Raw genomic sequence first — 21,537 nt, 5'->3', positions numbered from 1 at the left:
TCGCCCAGCGGCTGCCTGTTGACTGAGACATCCCTACATCATCGGCTGCATCTTCGAGTGTTGCACCTTTGTAGAGCCGTTTGACGAAGATGAGCCGCTTGCTCACCTTCTCGTCATCAGTTTCGGTAAGCAAGCGGTTGAGATCGTCCTCACTGAGGTGACGGACGATCTCTTTCTCTCGTCCAGTCATTGCTCAACCAACTCAGGGAACACCTAAAACTTCTGTGAACCACTAAACCTCGATCGACACAATGCTCGCCGAAGGCAAAGACAACTACCTCCCGATTTTGCTCGTTTATATCGGATGGTTCGCATGTAATTTCGTGCTCGGGTTTATCGGCTTTTTTCTCCTTGCAGTCGGCGGCGCGTTCGTCTTCAGTTTTGGAAGCGCCAACAGTGGACCGAGTCCAGTGGGAATTGCAGTAATTGGAGTCATTGTTCTGCTCGGAGCCCTCATATATCTGAGCATCGTGTTCTTCTTCCAGTTTTTCGCCCACGCGACCGTTCTCGACGATCTGGGTGCGGTCGATAGCATCAAACGGAGCTTCAGCGTGGTTCGAGCGAACCTGTCGACCGTCTTCGGCTACAATCTCATCACCGGGGTCGTCGGGGGGACTATCGGCCTGCTCTCCGGGGTGATTTCGCTGCTCACTACTCCCTCGTTCGCGTCGGCTCCCGGTACCACGCCTCCGAGCGGGACGATGCCGCTGGCGGACGTGATGGGATCGCTACCGACGCTTGGACCTACCGGTGCGACCGGTTTGATGCTCGGGATGGTGCTCGTGAGTTCGCTCACTGGCAGCCTGTTTTCGGTCTACTCGACGGAGATCTACCGTTCGATCCGACCGACGTCGACGTTTGCAGGGACACCGTGAGAATACGACAAACCGCAACTCCGTTCAGTACCCGGTAAACTACCCTACCCTACTCCTTCGGCGCATACGCGCCTCAGTCATTGAGGGTAGGGCTTTGATGTGGACTCCCGGCGATCAGTCGCCAGCAATTGGCTGGTAGCTGTCGCCGGTCAACATCCCACCATTCACACGCACGTCTACTGGTGCGTCTCCGCCCGTCGACGTGGGCGACGAACGGAGTCTGTGATGCTCTTTTCGAGCGTACCGTATCCCGACATTCTTTGCGGCGTTGTAATCTGCGTTCACCTCATACCCGCATTTCAGGCAACAGAACTGTTCTCCGTCGCGGTTATCCTCATGTGTAAATCCACAGTCTGTCCGTGAACAGCGTTGTGACGTGTGGTTTGGGTCGATCTGTTCGACCAACACACCCTGTTCTGGTGCTTTATATCCGACATACTCGACCAACCGACGAAACGCCCAGATGTGATGCCATTTCGCCTGTGGCAGTCGGTCACGAATATCGGTCAGATCCTCGAACACGATCACGTCACACTCATGTTCAACGGCTTCTGTGACGATCTCGTTAGCGACTGTGTGAAGATACTGTTTCCGCCATGCTACTTCACGCTTACCGAGGCGAAGCAGAGCGTTGTGAGCGGCCTGCGTTCCGCGTCGTTGCATCTCCCCACGCCGTTTTTCAAACTCACGACACCAGTGGTCGTAGTCGTCGCCGTTCCAGAATCGTCCAGTGGATGCAACGGCAAGACTGTTCACACCGAGGTCGATACCGAGGACTGTCTGGTTCCCGGCATCTTCCGAAACCTCTGTGTCTTTGTCACTGTCGTTTTCCGTGTCGTACTTCCGGGTGGTGATATGAAAGTAGAACTCGTCGGTTGTGTTGTCGTATTGCAGTGTGCTTGCACGGAACTCAAAATCCTCAGACAGCACGTACTGTTCGTAGGGTGTTGGGCTGTCCGAAGGGAGTTCAAAGTCGCACTCAACACGTCCGTTGACGGTTGAAAGTGAGACTTTATTTCGATAAAACGTTGCGCTCCGCTTATCATAGACCATACTCCATGAGGTAAATTCCGGTTGGCTCACACGCTTGCCTTGTTTCCAGCGTTCGACACAGCCTTTGACGGCTTGCACAGCTCGACGGATCGCTTCTTGAACAAGGTTTGCAGTGAGGTCAGTTTCTGCGCGGAGATCGTCATACAGTGCGTCCCGTGCGGTACTATTGGCTGTGACGCACTGTTTGTAGTCGGTGTTATCCCAACAGAACTCTGCGGCACGGTTTGCACAGTAGAGAAACTGTTGGGCAGATTCGTGGAAGTCTTCGCGCCGCTCGTCAGGAACGTCAAGTTTGACGGGTACGGTGCGTCGAACTTCCATATGTCAGATTATACACTAACGATTCTTATACTTTGGGAGTCGGGTAGCCGTCGTATAGTGGTTGTGTCATGCTATGTCGGTTTCCTCTCCGGCCTACTCGCTCACTACGTTGACTCCTTGAGGCCGGAGGCTCCACCTTGTATCATGCTGAGACATCCACCGACCGCTAATGTCACTGCTTTTAACAGCTATGCGTTGCTTTTTACAGGAACGGGCCATCAACGGTGCCAGCATGGGAGAGAGGTTACATCACCAGCACGATGCCGGTGACGAACATCAGCAGCACGATGCCGGTCAGAACCAGCCCGAGGAGTTCGCTGTCATCCATGCAAACGCTTCGATTGCGGTGTGCAAAACAGCGTCGGTCGTGGGACGAAACCACTAATTCAGTTGCACCACGAGTACAAGTGTGTCTTCGGCAGTACGCGGTCAGCGACTCGTTGTGGGGCTCTATCTGCTCATCGTCGCCTTCACCGGGTTCGCTGGCTACATGACCGCCAGCGTCGTCGACGAGATCAATCCACCGCGGTTCCTGTTTCTCGTCGAGTTCCCCCCGACGCCGCTTGGGCTGGCAGCGTTCGGCGCGCTGACGATCGGACTCGTTCTCGGCGTACTCTTGGTCGCGGTTACGTTCATTTCCGATCGCTTCGACACCGCATCGCCCACCATCAGATCGGATGCTGACGCCGAGAAGTCCGAGCCGACGGAGTCGACCGACGACAGTTAACAACTGACAGACACCGCACGCAAATCATCGACTCGGGTTCACGCAGACCCTCGACTCGTTCTCAGCGGTGATTTTCACAAACGTGGATTTATACCACTGTCTGTGTGAACACCCCGTATGGCAGATGGGCGTGTCCTCGCGGTCGCTGGAGCCAAAGGCGGTGTCGGCAAAACCACCACCGCAGTCAATCTCGGCGTCGCGCTCGCCGGAGCTGGCCAAACGGTCGCCATTGTCGAGATGGATCTGGCGATGGCGAACATCGTCGACTTCCTGCAGTTCGAGCCGGAACGTACCCTCCACGACGTGCTCTCGGGGACCGTCACGACGACCAAGGCGCTGTACGCAATCGACGAACGGCTCCACGTGCTGCCCGCTGGCACCGAACTCGCGGATTTCAACGCGATCAACGTCGCCGCGCTCGCGCCGGTCGTCCGAAGCCTGCGGCCAGCCTACGACTGGGTGATCCTCGACACCGCCGCAGGCGTTAGCCCCGAAACAATCTACCCTCTGCGACTCGCCGACGAGGTACTTATCGTCTCGACGCCGCGGGTCGCCTCGATACGAGACGCCAAAAAGACGATCGAGCTGGCCGAGCGCGTCAACGGTACCGTCGGCGGCGTCGTCTTCGTCCGCGCAGGAACGGGTCGGGCACCGCCACCCGAACGACTCGCAGGCTTTCTTGGCACAAACCTGCTCGGCTCGGTGCCCAACGATCCGACCGTCGCCGAGGCCCAAGATATGAGCCAGCCGGTATCGTCGTATGACCCCGAAAGCCCCGCGGCCAAGGCCTATCAGCAAATCGCAGACTCGCTGATTCTCTCGGCCCCGTCGACCGAAGACGGCGACGAAACGGTCCTAGGAATGGGTGGCGTCTCCGACCTCCAGAACGCCGAAGCAATCGCCGAAAGCGCGGCCAGCGCCGATCCCGACAACCTCGACGGCTCAATGCGACCGCTCGAAACCGACGAGTTGTCGACCGGCGAGGCCGACGGCGAGGGGGGCTTCGAGTTCGTCAAGCGAAAGGGCGAGTAGACGGTCGTCGGCCGCTGGGTCGACCATGCGAGCGTTTTACCGACAGTCGGCCGAAGGGTCGGTATGGAGTCCGAACCGCGAGACGACCGCGCCGTGTTTTCCGAGGGGTATGCCGTCCCAATCAGCGGCTTGCTTGCGGCACTGTTCGCGCTGATGGCGGGCATGAGCATCTATCCCGCACTCTCGGGCGATCCAGGTGCAGTCGTGCTCCCGTTGGTGTTCGGTGCGGCGAGCCTCTACAGCGTGCGAAAACGAAAACAGTACATCGCAGCCCGCGAGGATAAAACCTGACGAGCGCAGGCAGCTACTGGCTGGTCGACGCTTCAAGCGAGAAGAAAAAGCCGAAATAGGCCGGAATTCCCGCGAGCATGAACAGGTAGTACGCCCACGTCGGAGCGCTCACGAAGACAAAATCGAAGAGGATAGAGACGAAGCCAACCCAGACGACCGCGAACATCAAGTCGTAGAGCATCCCCTGTTTGTTCTCGCGGGTGTGCTCGCGGAGGCGCTCGCCGAGGCTCATTGCGACCACTCCCGTCGGCTGTGTCGGCGTGGGCTTTTCATTCCTCGTCGGTTCGTTCGTAGTCGATCACCAAAACGGGCACGTGTGTCGACCGGAGCGTGCGTTCGGTCACGCTGCCGAGCAGCGCGCGTCGAACCCCCGAACGGCCGTGGCTTCCCATCACGATGAGATCGATCTCGTTGTCGACGGCGTAGTCGGCGATTAGTTTGTGCGGTCGGCCACCGGCGTGGCGTTCGACCGCGGTCAGACCGAGCGACTGGGCTCGGTCGGTGACGTAGCCGGTGGCTGCTTCGGCGTCTTCGCGGAGTTCGGTCATCCCCTGGAAGTTGCCCTGTTTGATTCGATCGACCTGCTCGGTGCCGAGGCTATAGTTGACCGCGTCGATGTCAGCGACGAACAGCGCGTGGATCTCGGCGTCGTACTTCTCGGCGAGGTCGATCGCGTGATCGACAGCTGCTTTGGCGACGGTGCTGCCATCAGTCGGAACGAGTATGCGTTCGTACATGGTTAGTCATCCGCGGGCGCGTTTCGGTTCTGTTCGGCGACGACCTCGGCAGCCGTCTTGTTTTTCGGCATCGGATCGGGGCTGTGGCACTGCCGAACCATCTGCTTGGTCCGCAGCGGCGGATCGTCAGTTACGGCCGAGACGACGATCATGAGCACGATCACCAGCGGCGTGAACACCAGCGCCGATCCTGCGGCGGGCACCCACGTCGCGAGGAACTCGATGCCCCAGCCGTCGCCGCCGTTGACGAGGCCGAAGTTCCCTTCGTTGAACATCGGGATGAACCAGAAGATCAGTCCCGAGACCATCCCGACGAGTGCGCCTTGGCGGTTGGTTTTCTCCCACCAGAGTCCGAGGAAGAACATCGGGAACAGGACGATAGCGGCCAGCGAGAAGGCAAACGAAACCAGCGCGGCGATGGGCTGTTGGGGGTCCATCGCAGCGAGGATCGTGAGCAGCCCGATGAAGATGATGCTGAGTCGACCCACAAGGACCTGCTGGCGTTGGGTGGCGTCCTCGTTGATGATGTTGGCGTAGATGTCGTGGGAGATGGCCGAGGAGGCGGCGATAAACAGCCCCGCGACCGTGGCGATGGCGGCGGCGATCCCGCCTGCGGCCACCAAGCCGACAAGCCACGTTGGAAGCCCCGAGAGCTGTGAGGCCAACACGACGATCACGTCGCCAGCCGCGCCGCTCATGCCAGGATCACCGTACACTGCACGGACCTCACCGCCGTACAGCGAGGTCCCAAAGGCCGCAAAGGCGGGTGCGCTGAGGTAGAGCAGGCAGATGAAAAACAGCCCCCAGGTACACGACCAGCGGGCGACCCGCTCGTTTTGGACGGTGTAAAACCGAACCAGAACGTGCGGCAGGCCACAGGTCCCGAACACCAGGCTGAAACAGGTCGCAACCCACAGGTAGTAGCTACCGCCCGCAAAGGGATCGGAGAACTCCGCGCTCAGATCGTTTATCAACATCCCGTACTCGATCTGCGGCAGGACCGTCGAGAAACCACCCGCCCAGCCGGTCGCCAGCAACCCGATCAAAAAGGCGCCGATGAGGATGACGTACTGCAGCACCATGTTTTTCGTCGCCCCCAGCATCCCCGACAGCGCGAGGTAGCCGATCGTGAGAATCATAAAGAGGATCATCATCGCCTGGTAGGCGCTGATCCCCGGCAGTGCAACCACGTTGTTGATGTCGCCGAAGATGTACATCCCGACCAGCCCCATCCCGCGGGCCTGACCGATGGCGTAGACGAAACCGATCAGGAACGTCGTGATCGCCGCGAGCGCCCGCGCCGCATCGGAGTTGTACCGATCGCCGACGAAGTCGGGGGCGGTGTACTTGCCGAACCGGCGCATCTGGGCGGCCAAAAAGATCAGGAGGATGAAGTAGCCGGTCGTCCAGCCGACGACGTACGCCAGCCCGTAGACGCCCGACAGCGCGATGAGCGCCGCCATGCCGAGGTAGGATGCGGCCGACATCCAGTTGGCACCGATTGCCATCCCGTTTTCGACGTTACCGATCGACCGCCCGGCAACCCACATATTCCCCGTGTCGGCGACCTTGTAGAAGTAGCCGACGCCGAGGAACGAGGCCATCATCAGCGCGACGATCACCCCCGGCAGGAGCTTGAACGAAATGTTGAGCCCTTCGGGCAGCAGCTCCTCGGAGGCCTGCAGGAGCGTCGGATCGATCATCCGTCGACACCCCCATCAGTTGCTGCAACGTCGCCGCTCGCCTCTCTGGTCTCCATCTCTTCGGTGCGCATCTGGCTGATGCCGTACTTCTCGTCGATCTGGTCGCGCTTGCGCGCATACCACACCGAGAGGACGAGCGCTGCCGATGGTCCACCGATGGCGATCAGAAAGTAGTGCAGCGGAAAGCCGATCACGGGCATCGTGGTCGTCATGAGATCTGGCGCGAGGCGCGTCAGCGTGATCGGGCCGAACGTGGTCAGCGACCAGAGCCCGAAGCCGATCCAGATGATCCGCAAGTGATCCCGCATGAACGGGGTCGCTGGCTTCAGGAGGTTGATCTCGACATCGAGGTAGTCGACTTGCTGTTCTCGTTCTACGTCGGTCATCGTCCCGTCAGTCTCGCCGCTAACTGACGACGTGGGGGGACTTTCGTGGCTGTCAGTGTCTTGCATGGGCTTATGTATTGTGGGTTTTTTATTGTGATAGATTATCACGCGACACCCCTTCGGTCCGAAGGGATGAAACGATGGGCGGCCACATGGCCGCGGTTAGCGCTTGGTTAGCCGTTCTGTACTTGGTCCTGGATGTCGGAGACGACATCCGGGTTCCGGAGGGTACTCGTGTCGCCGAGTTCCTCGGCGTTGGCGATGTTTTCGAGCAGTCGACGCATGATCTTTCCAGACCTGGTCTTCGGCAACTCGGGCGTGAAGATCACCGCTTCGGGCCGGGCGATTGGCCCAATAGCGTCTTCGACACCTTCGATGATTCGCTGGCGAAGTTGTTCGTTCTCCTCATACCCGTCTTCGGTGATGACGTAGGCATACACTGCTTCGCCTTTGATGTCGTGTTCACCGCCGACGACGGCGGCTTCGGCGACACCTTCGACGCCGACGATGGCCGATTCGATCTCCATCGTTCCGAGTCGATGCCCCGAGACGTTGAGCACGTCGTCGACCCGGCCAAGGACGGTAATATAGCCGTCCTCGTCGATCTTCGCGCCGTCCTCGGGGAAGTAGACCCAGTCGGCCGAATCGTCGCTGTCGACGTTCGAGTACTCGCGCCAGTACTCGTTGATAAACCGGTCGTCGTTCTTGTAGAGCGTCCGCAACATGCCGGGCCACGGCTTGTTGACGACGAGATAGCCCGCTCGGCCTGCGCCGACCGGACTGCCGCTCATGTCGACCACGTCGGCACTGAGTCCCGGCAGCGGTGGCCCGGCCGAGCCGGGTTTCATCTGGCCGACCCCCGGCAGCGTGGTGAGCATCATCCCACCTGTTTCGGTCTGCCACCAGGTGTCGACGACCGGGCAGGACTCGTCGCCGATGTGTTTGTAGTACCATTTCCACGCGCGCGGGTTGATTGGCTCGCCGACCGTGCCGAGCAGCCGGAGGCTCGACAGATCGTGACCGTCGGGGTACTCGGTGCCCCACTTCATGAACGCCCGAATCGCGGTTGGAGCCGTATACAGCTGGTTGGCCTCGTACTCCTCGATGATCTCCCAGAGCCGATTGCGGTCGGGGTAGTCGGGTGTCCCTTCGTACATCATCGTCGTCGTACCGAGCGCGAGCGGGCCGTAGACGATGTAGGAGTGGCCGGTGATCCAGCCGATGTCGGCCGCACAGAAGTAGGTGTCATCGGGTTCGATGTCGAGGACCGCATGCGAGGTCCACGACGCCCACGCGAGGTAGCCGCCCGTGGTGTGTTTGACACCTTTCGGCTGGCCGGTGGTCCCCGAGGTGTACATCAGAAACAGCATGTCTTCGGCGTCGCGGTCGACCGGTTCGACCGTCGCGCCTTCCTGGTCGGCGACGAGGTCGCCGTAGCTGTGGTGGCTGTCGGCCAGTTCGTGACCGAAAGAATCCTCGTCGGGGAGGCGGTCGACGACCACGGTGTCGGTGTCGTGGTCGACGCCGTCGAGTCCGCTGGTCGCTTTATCGAAGTGGTCGAGGGGGTCCCCACGGCGGTAGTAGCCGTCACAAGTGACGAGGAACTCGGAGTCGGCGGCGTTCATTCGCGTTGCGAGGGCGTCGGCCGAAAAGCCAGCGAAGACCACCGAATGGGGGGCTCCGATGCGCGCGCACGCGAGCATCGCAATCGGGAGTTCGGGGATCATCGGCATATACATCGTCACGACGTCGTCTTCACCGACGCCGAGCTCCCGGAGCCCGGCGGCAAACTCGTTTACCTCGCGGTGAAGCTCGCGATAGGTGTACGTGCGATTCGCCTCGTCGACCGGCTCGCCGACCCACTCGATGGCAGCCTCGTCGCCGCGCTCGTCGAGGTGGCGGTCCAGACAGTTCGCCGAGGCGTTCAGCTTGCCGTCGGTGAACCACTGATAAAATGGGGGATTGCTATCGTCGAGGACCTGGTCGTAGTCGCTGGTCCACTCCAGAAGCTCGGCGGCAGCCTCCCAGCAGTCGGGCCAGTTGGCCTCGAACTCGTCGTAGATTCCGGGGTCGGAGACGTTCGCCTGCTCGACAAACGATTCGGGGGGCTCGAACGAGTCCTGTTCGGCCAGTCTGGCCTCCAGGTCGACATCTGTCTCAGACATACGCCTTGATTGTCTATATTGTCAATTATAAATCTATGCCAACAACCATCACACACGAAACGTTCGTTTGAAACCAAATCAGACAGTTGTATATAAATAGTCGGCAAGTACCTCGACTGCTGTGTCGAGCGGCTCGTCATGAATCCGACAGACGTAGTCAGTTATCAGTTGAGCGCTGGACTGATGCGACTGCATACGGGATAATCAAGCAGTCTCGTGGTAGCTGCCGATGACGGTAGTCCTTGCTGGAGCACAGGTTCTACTCGACACACGAGTCGTTCCGAATCGGAAACTACTCGTGCAAAACGATACCGGCGCGCCAGAAAAAACATCAACACTGTTATTCATTTCGAACCGTAAGTTCGGCAAGATACTGGACGGAAGTACGATGAGTGACAAAGACCCAACAGTGGGCGTTCGATGATCGAGTTACAGACGGAGAATGCTCCGATTTTGGTGTACGATCCAGCTAGTGATGTGGTTAGCTCGTTCCAGTCGGCGTTCTACCGCTCGCTGTGGTCGGCGTTCGATGTCGACCACACTGAGACAGTCGAGACGCTGTACGAGGAACTCACACCGAGGCGGTACGAGGCGGTCGTCTACCGGTGGCGAACGGGTGCGATTGAGGATGTCGAAGCCGTTCTCGTCGATCTTCCCGATTGGTTTTCGATCCCGCTGATCGTCGCTGGCCCCGACACTCCAACCGCCGTTCGGAACGTCCTGCTCACGTCGGCAGACGACTACATCGCGGCGGGGCCCGACAGTGCGAGCCAACTTGAAGCGCTGATACACACCGAAGATCCGGTTTCGAAAACTGCCGGCGCAGAGACGGTCGACACCGAGGCGCTTCACGGCGCGATCGTCGAACAGATGCAGGACACCGCGTGGGTGTTCGATACCGAGCTGCGAATCAGTTATGTTAACGACCGGGTCGTCGAACAGACCAACCTCACCGCGACCGAGCTGATCGGCAAGCCACTCGAAGCCGTGTTCGAACGAACGCTCCTGGCGGCCGCAAGCTACGACGAGTTCGAGACGGGCCTTGCTTGCCTCTTGGCGGGCGACCGAGAGCAGTTGCGAGTACAGCTCACCCTCCGGCCTGCGGAGGCAGCCAGCTATACGACCGATCTCCTCATGCGGCCCTACCGAGACACCGACGGCGAGATCGTCGGTATCGTCGGTATCGGTCGAGATATTACAGAACAGTTGGCTGAACAGCGCCAGATGGAACGCCAGAACGATCTCTTTCGGCAGGCACAACAGCTCGCCGACATCGGCGGCTGGGCGTGGGATCGGACTGATGATTCGGTCGTACTCACCGATCAGGTGTACGCGATCTACGAACTCCCCGACGAGTTCGATCCGACGATCGCCAACATCCTCCAGTACCACCCCGACCCCTCGGGCGAGGTCAAAGCCGCCTTCGAGCGCCTCCGCGAGGGCGAACCGGTCGATCTTGAAGCCGAACTCCGGACGACCGACGGCAAGACGAAGTGGGTCCGTATTCACGGCTCGCCGAAACGAACTGAGGGCCGAGTGACCGAGATCATCGGATCAGTCCAAGAAATCACCGAACACCGGCGGCTCGAAACCCAGCTTCGCGAAAACGTCGACTCCCTGCGACGACTCTACCAGCTGTCGACCGACGTCAGCCTCTCGTTCGCCGACCGGATCGAACAAGTCATTGCGATGACGTGCAGCCGCCTCGAACTCGGGTTCGGCTTTCTGTCGACCGTCGAGGACGGTAGCCAGGAGATCGTTGTCGGCCATGGCAATCACGAAACGCTCCGGGAAGGGACGACACGACCGCTATCGGAGACCTACTGTCGGGAGACGATCCGACGAGAGTCACTGTTCGCTGTCGAAAACGCTGCCGTCGAGGGGTGGGGTGAGGATCCGGCTGCCCAGAACTACGATCTCAGGTGTTATCTCGGCGGTCGGATCTGTATCGATGGTCGACTGTACGGAACGCTGTGGTTTGTCGACACCGACGCCCGCGATCGATCGTTTACAGAGACCGAACGCGCCTTTGTCGAAGTGCTCACCAAGTGGGTAAGCTACCAGCTCGAACGCCGGTCAACCGAGTCGAAGCTTCGTGACCTTCAAAAGACGACACGAGCGTTTCTCACCGCCGACGACGAAACCGAGGTCGCAACGCTGGCGATGGAGGCTGCTGTCGAGATCCTCGAACTGCCACTGACTGGACTGTGGCGCTACAACGACACCGAAGCGGCTCTGGTACCGGTCGATCAGACTGAACAGGCCAGCGACCAGTTCGATCCCCAGCCGCGGTTCGAGGCCGGTGAGGGGCTGATTTGGCGGGCGTTCGACGAGCGCTCGGTGGCGGTGATCGAGGACGTCGGCTCACACGAGGATCGGTACAACCCGGAGACAGTAATCGAATCCGAAGTCATCATCCCGGTCCAATCCTACGGTGTACTGGTGAGTGGGACACTCGAACAACGGTCGTTTTCCGATCTTGACGTCGACCTGCTGCGTATTCTGGCGACCAGTCTGAGTGCGGCGATGATCCGGGTTCAGCGCGAGACCGAACTCAAACGGCAGAACGAACGGCTCAGCGAGTTCACCGGCTACGTCTCACACGATCTTCGAAACCCGTTGAGTGTCGCCCAAGGCTACATCGACCAGATACGCGAAACCGGCGACCTCGGGACGCTTGCAGCGATCGAACGCTCACACGACCGAATGCAGACGCTTATCGAGGACATGCTGTTGCTGGCACGGAAAGGCGAGGTCATTGATCTGGTGGGCCCGACACGGGTCGAAACGGTCACCGAACGTGCATGGGAAGCTGTCGACTCGCGTGACGCAGCGTTTACTGTTGAGGGTGAACTCACAATCGAGGCTGACGGCCCACGACTCCAGCAGGTGTTCGAGAACCTCTTTCGCAACAGTATCGAACACGGTGGGCCCGATCTCACCATCTCCGTCGAATGTCACGAAGACCGTATTGTGATTACCGACGACGGCTTCGGCTTCGAAGGTCACCCCCCAACACTCGATGCCGAAACCCACGAGTCCGAAATCGGCCTCGGACTCGCTATCGTCGCCAAGATCATCGACGCTCACGGCTGGGAAATCACCGCCAGCGACGGGCCGAACGGCGGGAGTCGGTTCGAGATCACTGGAATCGAACACGCCGAACGACGGCCTCACGATTTCGAGGACGAACCGGCATCATCAGAAGAGAATATATAAAGAGAGCTGACCGTAGACGGTGGATACCGCTCAGTAGTCAGTGGGTAACGTCCAGTCGTCAGTTGCACTCGGCCAGTCGTCAGTAGCGCATACCGGTTAGCCGAAGTTCTCCACCTTGAGCGCGTCGGGATCACCACCAGCGGCCTCGACGGCAGCGGTCGCCTCGTCGACGAAGTCGGCAAAACCGTATATAAAGACCTGTTCGTCGTCGCTGCCCGTGACTGCGGCGTCGACGACCTCGGTGATCGAACCGTCAGTAATCGCCACGCTCGCACCCGCGGCGTCGAGTTTCGAGAGTCGATCCGTGTGGGCTGGCTCGGCGTCCTTATAGATGACCGCCAGCTCGCCGCCGTCGGTGACCACGCGTTCGCCGATGCCGACTGCGGGGCCGATTCCCGGCCCCCCGGCCAGCACGATCACCCGAGGTTCGCCCTCGTAGTAGTCGGAGCCGAACGGACCGCTCATCTCGATGGCGTCGCCCGGCGACAGCGCGGCGAGATGGTCGCTGAAGGGGCCGCCTTCGTCGGGGTCGATTTCGACCGTAATCTCGAACGCGTCGATCACGTCAGGCGACGACAACGTGTAAAAGCGGGCGTACGCCTCGCCGTCGACAGTCGCCGAGAGCTTGACGAACTGGCCGGGCTGGGCGTCGAAACCCGTCGGCGTTTCGAGCTCGATTGCGACCGTATCGACACCGACCGACTCGACAGCAGTCACCGTAACCGTAGCATCCATACCACCCTGTTCCGGCCGCTGGCTAAAGGGTGCTTCTCTCTGAAAAGCTTGTGGCCCACGTCGACATACAACACGCTTTTCCGTGTCTCACGACCACACACCCCATAGTAGACCGTAAAACTGGATAACTGTATAGTAAAATTAGATGACTATCTGATAATGGCCAGAAATGTGGGCAGAGTGCTTTTCAGAAGCCTTTTGATTTGACGCTGGCAAAGGGAGGTGATAGCATGCCAGCGGACTTCAATTGGGCCATCGGCGGGGAGGCTGGCGATGGCATCGACTCTACCGGGAAGATCTTCGCTCAGGCACTCTCGCGGGCCGGTCGACACGTGTTCACCTCGAAGGATTTTGCCTCACGTATCCGCGGCGGATACACGGCCTACAAGATCCGCACGTCAGTCGATCAGGTCCAGAGTGTCGTCGACCGCCTCGATGTCCTGATCGCGTTGACCCCCCGGACAATCGAGGAGAATCGCCCGGAGTTACACGACGGCTCCGTCATCATCTACGACGGCGAGCGCACCACGATGCAGAACGCCACGATCCCCGAGGGGATGATCGGTCTCGACGTCCCGCTCAAACGGCTGGCCGAGGAGGCAGGCGGCGCGATCATGCGCAACGTCGTCGCCCTCGGGGCGGCCTGTGCCGTCGCCGACTTCCCGATCGAGAACCTCGATTCCGCCCTGGAAAAGCGGTTCGGCTCCAAGGGCCAGAAGCTGGTCGACAACAACAAGGAGGCCGCCCGCGCGGGTCGGGACTACGTCCAGGAGAACTACGACCACGACTTCGAGTACGACCTGGAGACGACCGACGAGGATTACGTCCTGATCAACGGCGACGAAGCCATTGGAATGGGCGCGATCGCCGCAGGCTGTCGGTTCTATGCCGGGTATCCGATCACGCCCGCGACGAACGTGATGGAGTACCTCACCGGCCGGATCGAGCGCTACGGCGGCCACGTGGTGCAGGCCGAAGACGAACTCTCGGCGATCAACATGGCGCTGGGCGCGGCCCGCGCGGGCGCGCGATCGATGACCGCCACCTCCGGGCCGGGGATCGACCTCATGACTGAGACGTTCGGCCTCGTGGCGACCAGCGAGACACCCCTTGTCATCTGTAACGTGATGCGTTCGGGCCCGTCGACGGGAATGCCAACCAAACAAGAACAGGGCGACATCAACCAGATGCTGTACGGCGGTCACGGCGAAATCCCGCGCTTCGTCCTCGCGCCGACGACCATCGACGAGTGTTTCTGGAAGACCGTCGAGGCGTTCAATCTGGCCGAGAAGTATCAGATTCCCATCTATCTGACGGGCGATCTCGCGCTAGCGGTTACTGAACAGACGTTTTCGCCCGAGGCGTTCGACATGGACGCCGTCGAAATCGACCGCGGAAAGGTCGTCGACGAAGAAACCATCGGCGAGTGGCAAAACGAGAAGGGCCAGTTCAAACCCCACGCCCTGACAGAGGACGGCATCAGTCCACGGGCGTTCCCCGGCACGACGGAGGGGGCACATATGACGACCGGCCTCGAACACGACGAGTTGGGCCGACGAACCGAAGACGGCAAGATGCGGATCGACCAGGTCGACAAGCGGAATCGGAAGGTCGAGACCGCCCAAGAGCGAGAGGACTGGAGCCCACGCGAGTTCGGTGATCCCGACAGCGACACCCTCGTCATCTCGTGGGGGTCGAACGAGGGCGCGCTGGTCGAAGCCATCGACATCTTGGACGGGGAGGGCGTCGATATCCGCTTTATTTCGGTGCCCTACATCTTCCCGCGGCCGGATCTCAGCGAGGAGATCACCGCGGCCGACGAGGTACTGGTTGTCGAGTGTAACAACACCGGCCAGTTCGCGGATCTATTGGAACACGATGCACTCGCGCGCGTGAAGCGGATTAATAAATACAACGGCGTCCGATACAAGGCCGACGAGTTGGTCGACGAGATCAGAGACGCACTTGCAGACGAACCGGAGGTAACAGCATGAGTTCAGAGGTACGATTTACGGATTTTAAATCCGACAAGCAACCGACGTGGTGTCCCGGCTGCGGCGACTTCGGGACGATGAACGGCATGATGAAAGCGCTGGCCAACACCGGCAACGACCCCGACAACACGTTCATTGTCGCCGGAATCGGCTGCTCGGGGAAAATTGGGACCTACATGCACAGCTATGCGCTCCACGGAGTCCACGGCCGGGCACTGCCCGTCGGAACGGGCGTTAAGCTGGCGAATCCCGATCTCGAAGTGATGGTCGCCGGTGGCGACGGCGACGGCTACTCGATCGGGGTGGGCCATTTCATCCACGCCGTCCGACGCAACGTCGACATGACCTACGTCGTGATGGATAACCGGATTTATGGCCTGACGAAGGGCCAAGCCTCGCCGACCTCGCGGGAGGACTTCGAGACGTCGACGTCGCCCGAAGGGCCGAAACAGCCACCCGTGAACCCTCTCGCCCTTGCGCTGTCGGCAGGCGCGACGTTCATCGCCCAGTCGTTTTCGTCGGATGCGATGCGGCACGCCGAAATCGTCCAGAAGGCCATCGAACACGACGGCTTCGGCTTCGTCAACGTCTTTTCACCCTGCGTGACGTTCAACGACGTCGACACCTACGACTACTTCCGCGATTCACTCGTTGATGTCGCAGACACCGATCACGACCGCAGCGACTACGACGCCGCCAAGGATCTCATCCTGGATATGGACAAGGAGTATCAAGGTGTGCTCTACCAGAACGAGGGTGCACCCTCGTACGAGCAGGCCCACGGCGTCACCGAGAACATGGCCGAGATTCCCGATGGCGCACCCGACAACGCGATGGATCTCGTCCGCGAGTTCTACTAGCTGGCGGTCCGTCCCGGAGCCGACGAAAAGCGCTCTCGTGGCCACCGCACATACGTTGAAATAATTGGTTCGGGGAGTTTTCGATTCTACACCACAACGACGAACAGCACGAACGCCCCGAGAATCGACACCGTCAGCAGCAGTTGGACGACCGACGAGCCGAGAACGCCCACGGCAGTATACACCGAGCGCCGAATCGCCGTCTCCGAGTCAGTACCCTTCTTCAGTTCGAGAAGGAACACCGTTCCGACGACGCCGACGATGATCCCGATCGGCCCGAGAACGAAAAACAGCAGCAGGCCACCGATCGTCGAGGCGACCATCACCTCGTTCGACGAGCCGCTGGCCCTGGCGGCGAGCGGGCCGCCGAAGTAGTCGACGACGACCGTCGCGAGCGCGGCCAACGTCAGACTCACCGTCACGAGTGGGCCGACCGGCTCGCTGCCGAACAGCACGTAGCACCAGATGCCAGCCAGCGAAGCCAGCCCCGAGGGAACCAACGGCGCAAAGCTGCCGACGACGCCGACGACCAAGAGGAATACGGCGGCGATGAGCACCAACTCGACCATGCCGAGGTATTGTCGGACGACGGCATAAATAGCCCGTCGACGAATGGCAGCCTCTCGGTGCCACTGTCAGGTGTCGACGCCGCCGAGTTCGAATGCGTGTATCCACCCGATATTTAAATACCAGTACGGCGCAGCCACCCCGTGATCCGTCGCCCTACTCGCGATTCTCGGTGCCATTCTGCAACTACTCGCGGTCGTCGACGCCAGCTACTCGTCTTCGGTCTCGTCGTCTGCTGTCTCGTGGTCGTCGCCAGCGCGAATGCCGTCGGCCACACCGGCGGCGATCCGCCGTCGACGCACACCAGCGAGGGTGACGACGGCCGGATCGTCGAGCTGTTTCCGGATCCGACGACCGAACAGAACCGCGGCGAGTACGTCACTGTCGACCTCGAAGAGTCAGGAAACTGGACGCTCAGCGACGGCGAGTCGACCGCTCGGCTCCCCGACCAGACTGGCGAGTTCGCAGTAACCCGCAACCCCGACGAGACGTCGGCGTTTACCGAGACGCCGACAACCCAAATCGAGAGTTATCTGCGACTCGCCGTCGGCGGCGAAGAACTCGAACTCTGGCGAAACGGCGAGGTTGTCGACCGCGTCACGTACGAGGATGCCCCCGAGAGCCACCGGTGGCACCGCGACCGAGATCCCCACTGGAGCCCCGACGGCTTCGTGCCGCGCGAGCCCGCCACTACCGAGTCTGCTGCCGTCGACGCGTTCGTCCTGCCGGACAACCGGGAGGCACCGATCAGCGCGATCGAGGGGGCCGACCGGCGGCTCTCGCTGGCAGCCTACACGCTTACCTCCGAACGAGTCGTAGACGAACTACTCGCCGCCCACGACCGCGGGGCCGAGGTAAGCGTCCTCGTGGAGGGTGGACCAGTCGGCGGGGTGTCGGCCGAGCAGGCCGACAGACTCGACGAACTCACTGCCAGCGGCGTTGAGGTTCGCGTGATGACCGGCGACCGAGCCCGGTTTCGGTACCACCACGCCAAGTACGCGGTGGCCGACGACCGCGCGGTCGTGATGACCGAAAACTGGAAGCCCTCGGGCACCGGCGGCCAAGAGAACCGCGGCTGGGGCGTGCGTGTCGACGACGCCGAGACGGCCGACGAGTTGGCCGATGTCTTCGAACACGACACCGGCTGGAACGATACCGTCGCGTGGGACGAGTTCCGCCAGGACGTCGAAACCCAGTCGAGCGACGAGACCAACGGTGCCAATAGCGAGGAATCAACGGACGGGCAGTCGGAAGGCTCGGAAGAGCGTCGACCCTATCCCGAGCGAGCAAACCCACAGGAAGCCACGGCCGACTCAGTGACGGTGTTGTCGACACCGGACAACGCCCCCGGCGAACTCACCGACCAAATCAACGAAACGGACGACCGACTACTGGTCGTCCAGCCCGAAATCGGCGACCAGGAGTTCACCCTGCTGCGAGCGGCCATCCGGGCGGCCGACCGGGGCGTCGACGTCCGGATCCTCCTGGGCGATAGCTGGTACAACAGCGAGGAGAACCAGGCGTTTGCCGAGACGCTCGACGAGGAATCCGACCATCCGGAAAATCTCGACGTGCGACTCGCCGAGGGTGGTGATCGGTTCGGGACGATCCACGCCAAGGGAATCGTTGCCGACGACACGGCGATCGTCGGCAGTCTCAACTGGAACGACAACTCGGCCGAAAACAACCGCGAGCTACTCGTGGCGATCGAAGACAAAAGAGTCGCCGACTTCTACGCAACGGTGTTCGATGGCGACTGGAGCGGGGGTGGCGGAGCCGACGAGCTCCCGGTCGGCATTCTCGTCGTTACCATCGGAATCGCCGGTCTGACAATCCTCTATTTGAAGCGTCGACTCACGTTCGCAGGTCGGTGAAGAGAAAAAACGAACCAGGAGTTATTCGAGCGGGGCGGCCGTCGACAACGATTCGTCGAGGTCGGCTTCGGCCATTTTCTCGACCAACAGATCGATCACGGACTCGCGTCGGCCCTTGACGAACTTGATCGAGCCGACGACGAGGTGACCGCCGCCCGAGACACCCGCGCCGGGGAGCTCCTCGTTGAGTTCGGTGACCATCCGTGGGATGTCGAGTCGGACGCCGTCGGATCGGAGCACGGCAAAGTCAGGGCCGTAGCCGATCGTAATCACTGGCTCGCCCGTTTCTGTCACCTTTCGGTCGTGGAGATTTCCAGTCGTCTTGCCGGGCGCAGGGTAGGTGAATCGGTGGGCGAAGTTATCGAGGTCGACGCGGTAGAGATGTGCCTCCGAATCGAGGCGTTCGTGTTCGACGTGGGGCTCGACCGCCTCGAGCTGTCGGTCGATGTCGCGTTCGGCGCGCGCCGAGAGGAACTCAATCAGCTGTTCGTGGCGCGCTGGGTCGTCACAGCCGACGTCGAGGACATCCGTGACGAGCGTTTTGCCCTCGCTGTAGCGAAGCCAGTGGGCGGCGTAGTCGAGCGCCTCGCCGATGTCTTCGAGGTGGCTACGGTCGTAGCCCGCCTCGTCGGCGAGGTCGACGAACTGGCTCATGGCGTCGGCTTTCGAGCGGTCCGAGAGCCCGGCAACCGCTGGAACGTGTTCGAGATCCTCGCTGATCGAGGGATCGATCAGGCGAGCGAGTTCGACGCACATCATCCCCGTGGTGATGCGGTAGTCTTCGCCGTACAGATACGGATTGACGTGGGCATCGAGCAGCGGTTCGACCGCTTCGGGGTCGGGGTGGTGGTGGTCAATGACGGCAATCGGGATGTCGTAGTGCGCGAGGTTCTGGTAGGCCGGCACGTCTTCTTCGGTCGACCCGTTGTCGAGCATCAAGAGGAACGGAAGCTGCTGGCCGTGGCGTTCTTGGCCCTCCAAGGCGAAGTTGAGGTCACGCGTGACGTCCTCCATCTCGTAGTAGGGGGCCTTGCTCGGCAGTCGTTTAAATAGGTGGCGCGGGGATTCGGGGTTGCCGTGGACCTCGGCGATGAGCGTCTCCATCGCGAGTTGCACCGGTGCGGCCGCACACATACCGTCACCGTCGGCGTGGTGACGGACGCGGATCGGTCGACCCTCCAAGACGGTTTCACGAAGGAGTCGGGCGACACCTTTGAGTTCCTCGAACACTGGCTCGAAGGCAGGCCACTCGATCAGCGGCTCGATATCGGCGGGCGCGGCACGCTCGTCGAGCGCCGCTGCCAGCGACTCGCGGGCCTCAGTTTCGGCCTCACCCTCGAGGGTCGAAAGCGAGTCGACCTCGATCTGGCGGATGTCTCGGTGGGTTTCGACGCTTCCGTTGACGCGAACCATGTCGTCGAGTTCGACGTCGGGATACGCCCGGACACCGGCCTCTTCGAACGCCGCGGCGCTGACGATTCCCGTGCCGTCGTTGATGTGGAATATCGTCGGGCCGCCGGTCTGTTTGATCTGGACGACCGAGCCTTCGATCGTCGCGTCGCTGCCGGTTTCGAGCGCGTCGATCGACGTGATGTCGGGCTCGTGGTCGACGACCTCGGTTCGATAGTTCTCGATATCGGGGATGTCGAAGGCGACATCGCCGTTTTCTTTGCGCTCTTCGAGTTCGACAACGAGGCGGTCGCCGACGTTGTAGCTTCGGTCGAGGTTCGATTCGTGAACGAGGCCGGAGACGGAGTCGGAGATGTCAACGAAAACGCCGTAGGCAACAACACCGTTGACGACGGCGTGATAGTTCGCACCCACTTCAACGTCTGCAAGCGTGCAGTTGGGCGCGAGATCGAAGACGACGGGACGCGAATCGTCCCGCTCGCCGGACTCCCCGGCGGTATCGTCGGTCATACCCGACCTATGAGCGACCGACGTGTTAAGCTTATTATCTTGACTCGCCGACCCGATGACGGACGACCGGCCGTCGATGGGTACCAAAGCGGAGTCATCGAGCGCCAGCGCGGGGTCGACAGGTCGGAATGCTTAGATGGACGCCGACCCGAACGCAGGTAATGCGGTTCTTTCGATCGAGTGAGATTCTCGGCATCGCACGCGATACCATGGAGTTCGCGCTCGAAGCCTCCGAAGCGACCCACCCAAACGAATATATGGGCTTTCTCCGGGCCGAGGATGCCCGAAAACTCGGTCTCGACACGAAGGGCCAGGTCATTACCGACGTGCTCGTCATTCCCGGCACAACCTCGAATCCGGTGAGCGCGACGGTCCAAACGGACATGGTTCCCAACGACATCAAGTCGGTCGGCTCGGTGCATTCGCATCCAAACGGCGTGCTGCGGCCGAGCGACGCCGACCTCGGCACGTTCTATGCGGGCGATGTCCACATCATCATCGGCGCGCCCTACGGCTGGGGTGACTGGCAGGTCTTCGACAGCAACGGCGAGCCTCGCTCGCTCGATGTACTCGACGTCCGACTGCCCGAAGAGGAGTTTTTCGATTTCACGCAGCAAGACATCGACGAGGAACTGTGAGCCGACCAACGCGCGTGGTCGCCCAGGGCACGTTCGACATCCTGCATCCGGGCCACGTCCACTATCTCGAAGACGCCGCGAGCTACGGCGACAAACTCCACGTGATCGTCGCCCGCAGCGAGAACGTCACCCACAAGGCCCCGCCGATTCTCTCTGACCGCCAGCGCGTCGAGATGGTTCGGGCGCTCGACGTCGTCGACCACGCCCGACTCGGCCACCCCGAGGACATCTTCGTGCCGATCGAGGAGATCGAACCCGACGTGATCGTGTTGGGCTACGACCAGCACCACGACGCCGAGGCCATCGGCGAGGCGCTCGCCGACCGCGGGATCGACTGCCGCATCGAGCGGGCGTCGGCCCGTGAGAACCACCCTGACGAACTGTTGTCGACCGGGCGGATCGTCGACCGGATTCTCGAACGGCGCGGCTGATCAGTGCCA

Annotated in this window: 21 protein-coding genes; 10 read left to right on the top strand and 11 right to left on the bottom strand. The window is 61.0% G+C overall.

What is annotated here, in order from left to right:
• On the bottom strand, positions 1 to 190 hold a 190-nt coding region (locus O2S87_RS04745; protein ID WP_475407651.1), incomplete at its 3' end, for a helix-turn-helix domain-containing protein.
• Positions 191 to 242: 52 nt separating this feature from the next.
• Between O2S87_RS04745 and O2S87_RS04740 the strand changes: the two genes are divergently transcribed.
• Positions 243 to 875 carry a DUF7847 domain-containing protein gene (locus tag O2S87_RS04740; RefSeq protein WP_475407658.1) on the top strand — a complete coding sequence of 211 codons (633 nt, stop codon included), beginning with the start codon at positions 243 to 245 and terminating at the stop codon, positions 873 to 875.
• Positions 876 to 989: 114 nt separating this feature from the next.
• On the opposite strand, the gene O2S87_RS04735 is transcribed toward O2S87_RS04740, so the two are convergent.
• Both O2S87_RS04735 and O2S87_RS04730 read right to left on the bottom strand, forming a co-directional pair.
• On the bottom strand, positions 990 to 2,249 hold the full coding sequence (locus O2S87_RS04735; protein ID WP_475407650.1) for an RNA-guided endonuclease InsQ/TnpB family protein: 1,260 nt from the start codon (positions 2,247 to 2,249) through the stop codon (positions 990 to 992).
• Positions 2,250 to 2,493: 244 nt separating this feature from the next.
• Positions 2,494 to 2,631 (bottom strand): hypothetical protein, encoded by a 138-nt coding sequence (locus O2S87_RS04730; protein ID WP_475407649.1) that lies wholly within the window; start codon positions 2,629 to 2,631, stop codon positions 2,494 to 2,496.
• Positions 2,632 to 2,658: 27 nt separating this feature from the next.
• Between O2S87_RS04730 and O2S87_RS04725 the strand changes: the two genes are divergently transcribed.
• The 3 genes from O2S87_RS04725 to O2S87_RS04715 all read left to right on the top strand — a co-directional run bounded on the left by O2S87_RS04725 (position 2,659) and on the right by O2S87_RS04715 (position 4,299).
• Positions 2,659 to 2,976 carry a DUF7520 family protein gene (locus O2S87_RS04725; RefSeq protein WP_475407648.1) on the top strand — a complete coding sequence of 106 codons (318 nt, stop codon included), beginning with the start codon at positions 2,659 to 2,661 and terminating at the stop codon, positions 2,974 to 2,976.
• Between the two features lie 117 nt (positions 2,977 to 3,093).
• Entirely contained in the window at positions 3,094 to 4,008 is a 915-nt protein-coding gene (locus tag O2S87_RS04720) for a MinD/ParA family ATP-binding protein (protein WP_475407647.1), read from the top strand.
• Between the two features lie 63 nt (positions 4,009 to 4,071).
• Positions 4,072 to 4,299: a hypothetical protein gene (locus tag O2S87_RS04715; RefSeq protein ID WP_475407646.1), complete on the top strand. Its 228-nt coding sequence runs from the start codon at positions 4,072 to 4,074 to the stop codon at positions 4,297 to 4,299.
• Between the two features lie 13 nt (positions 4,300 to 4,312).
• On the opposite strand, the gene O2S87_RS04710 is transcribed toward O2S87_RS04715, so the two are convergent.
• The 5 genes from O2S87_RS04710 to acs all read right to left on the bottom strand — a co-directional run bounded on the left by O2S87_RS04710 (position 4,313) and on the right by acs (position 9,290).
• Positions 4,313 to 4,531, bottom strand: a complete 219-nt coding sequence (locus O2S87_RS04710) for a DUF8119 family protein (protein WP_475407645.1) — start codon at positions 4,529 to 4,531, stop codon at positions 4,313 to 4,315.
• A 37-nt stretch (positions 4,532 to 4,568) separates the two neighbouring features.
• Positions 4,569 to 5,036 (bottom strand): universal stress protein, encoded by a 468-nt coding sequence (locus O2S87_RS04705; RefSeq protein ID WP_475407644.1) that lies wholly within the window; start codon positions 5,034 to 5,036, stop codon positions 4,569 to 4,571.
• 2 nt (positions 5,037 to 5,038) lie between these two features.
• On the bottom strand, positions 5,039 to 6,739 hold the full coding sequence (locus tag O2S87_RS04700; RefSeq protein WP_475407643.1) for a sodium:solute symporter family transporter: 1,701 nt from the start codon (positions 6,737 to 6,739) through the stop codon (positions 5,039 to 5,041).
• The gene (locus tag O2S87_RS04695; protein ID WP_475407642.1) at positions 6,736 to 7,191 is read right to left on the bottom strand and encodes a DUF4212 domain-containing protein; all 456 of its coding nucleotides are present in this window, start codon (positions 7,189 to 7,191) and stop codon (positions 6,736 to 6,738) included. Before O2S87_RS04695 ends, O2S87_RS04700 begins: the two co-directional genes overlap by 4 nt.
• 107 nt (positions 7,192 to 7,298) lie before the next feature.
• Positions 7,299 to 9,290: an acetate--CoA ligase gene (gene acs / locus O2S87_RS04690; RefSeq protein ID WP_475407641.1), complete on the bottom strand. Its 1,992-nt coding sequence runs from the start codon at positions 9,288 to 9,290 to the stop codon at positions 7,299 to 7,301.
• A 420-nt stretch (positions 9,291 to 9,710) separates the two neighbouring features.
• Between acs and O2S87_RS04685 the strand changes: the two genes are divergently transcribed.
• Entirely contained in the window at positions 9,711 to 12,509 is a 2,799-nt protein-coding gene (locus O2S87_RS04685) for a PAS domain-containing sensor histidine kinase (RefSeq protein ID WP_475407640.1), read from the top strand.
• A gap of 96 nt (positions 12,510 to 12,605) precedes the next feature.
• Here O2S87_RS04685 and O2S87_RS04680 read toward each other — a convergent pair whose 3' ends face one another.
• Positions 12,606 to 13,244 carry an FAD-dependent oxidoreductase gene (locus O2S87_RS04680; protein WP_475407639.1) on the bottom strand — a complete coding sequence of 213 codons (639 nt, stop codon included), beginning with the start codon at positions 13,242 to 13,244 and terminating at the stop codon, positions 12,606 to 12,608.
• Between the two features lie 230 nt (positions 13,245 to 13,474).
• Between O2S87_RS04680 and O2S87_RS04675 the strand changes: the two genes are divergently transcribed.
• A complete protein-coding gene (locus O2S87_RS04675) occupies positions 13,475 to 15,238 on the top strand; it encodes a 2-oxoacid:acceptor oxidoreductase subunit alpha (RefSeq protein ID WP_475407638.1) in 1,764 nt (587 codons plus the stop codon).
• Entirely contained in the window at positions 15,235 to 16,098 is an 864-nt protein-coding gene (locus tag O2S87_RS04670) for a 2-oxoacid:ferredoxin oxidoreductase subunit beta (RefSeq protein WP_475407637.1), read from the top strand. Before O2S87_RS04675 ends, O2S87_RS04670 begins: the two co-directional genes overlap by 4 nt.
• Positions 16,099 to 16,184: 86 nt before the next feature.
• On the opposite strand, the gene O2S87_RS04665 is transcribed toward O2S87_RS04670, so the two are convergent.
• Positions 16,185 to 16,667: a DUF456 family protein gene (locus tag O2S87_RS04665; protein WP_475407636.1), complete on the bottom strand. Its 483-nt coding sequence runs from the start codon at positions 16,665 to 16,667 to the stop codon at positions 16,185 to 16,187.
• 141 nt (positions 16,668 to 16,808) lie between these two features.
• Here O2S87_RS04665 and O2S87_RS04660 point away from each other — a divergent pair, with 141 nt between their 5' ends.
• On the top strand, positions 16,809 to 18,539 hold the full coding sequence (locus tag O2S87_RS04660) for a phospholipase D-like domain-containing protein (protein ID WP_475407635.1): 1,731 nt from the start codon (positions 16,809 to 16,811) through the stop codon (positions 18,537 to 18,539).
• Between the two features lie 21 nt (positions 18,540 to 18,560).
• Here the strand turns inward: O2S87_RS04660 and han are convergent, their stop codons facing one another.
• On the bottom strand, positions 18,561 to 20,459 hold the full coding sequence (gene han, locus O2S87_RS04655; RefSeq protein WP_475407634.1) for a Hef-associated nuclease: 1,899 nt from the start codon (positions 20,457 to 20,459) through the stop codon (positions 18,561 to 18,563).
• 161 nt (positions 20,460 to 20,620) lie between these two features.
• Between han and O2S87_RS04650 the strand changes: the two genes are divergently transcribed.
• Positions 20,621 to 21,097, top strand: a complete 477-nt coding sequence (locus tag O2S87_RS04650) for a Mov34/MPN/PAD-1 family protein (RefSeq protein WP_475407633.1) — start codon at positions 20,621 to 20,623, stop codon at positions 21,095 to 21,097.
• Entirely contained in the window at positions 21,094 to 21,528 is a 435-nt protein-coding gene (locus O2S87_RS04645) for an FAD synthase family protein (RefSeq protein ID WP_475407632.1), read from the top strand. Before O2S87_RS04650 ends, O2S87_RS04645 begins: the two co-directional genes overlap by 4 nt.
• Positions 21,529 to 21,537: the final 9 nt, after the last annotated feature.

It is taken from the genome of Halohasta sp. A2 (assembly GCF_056175805.1).
This window is presented reverse-complemented; position numbering and strand designations above follow the sequence as displayed.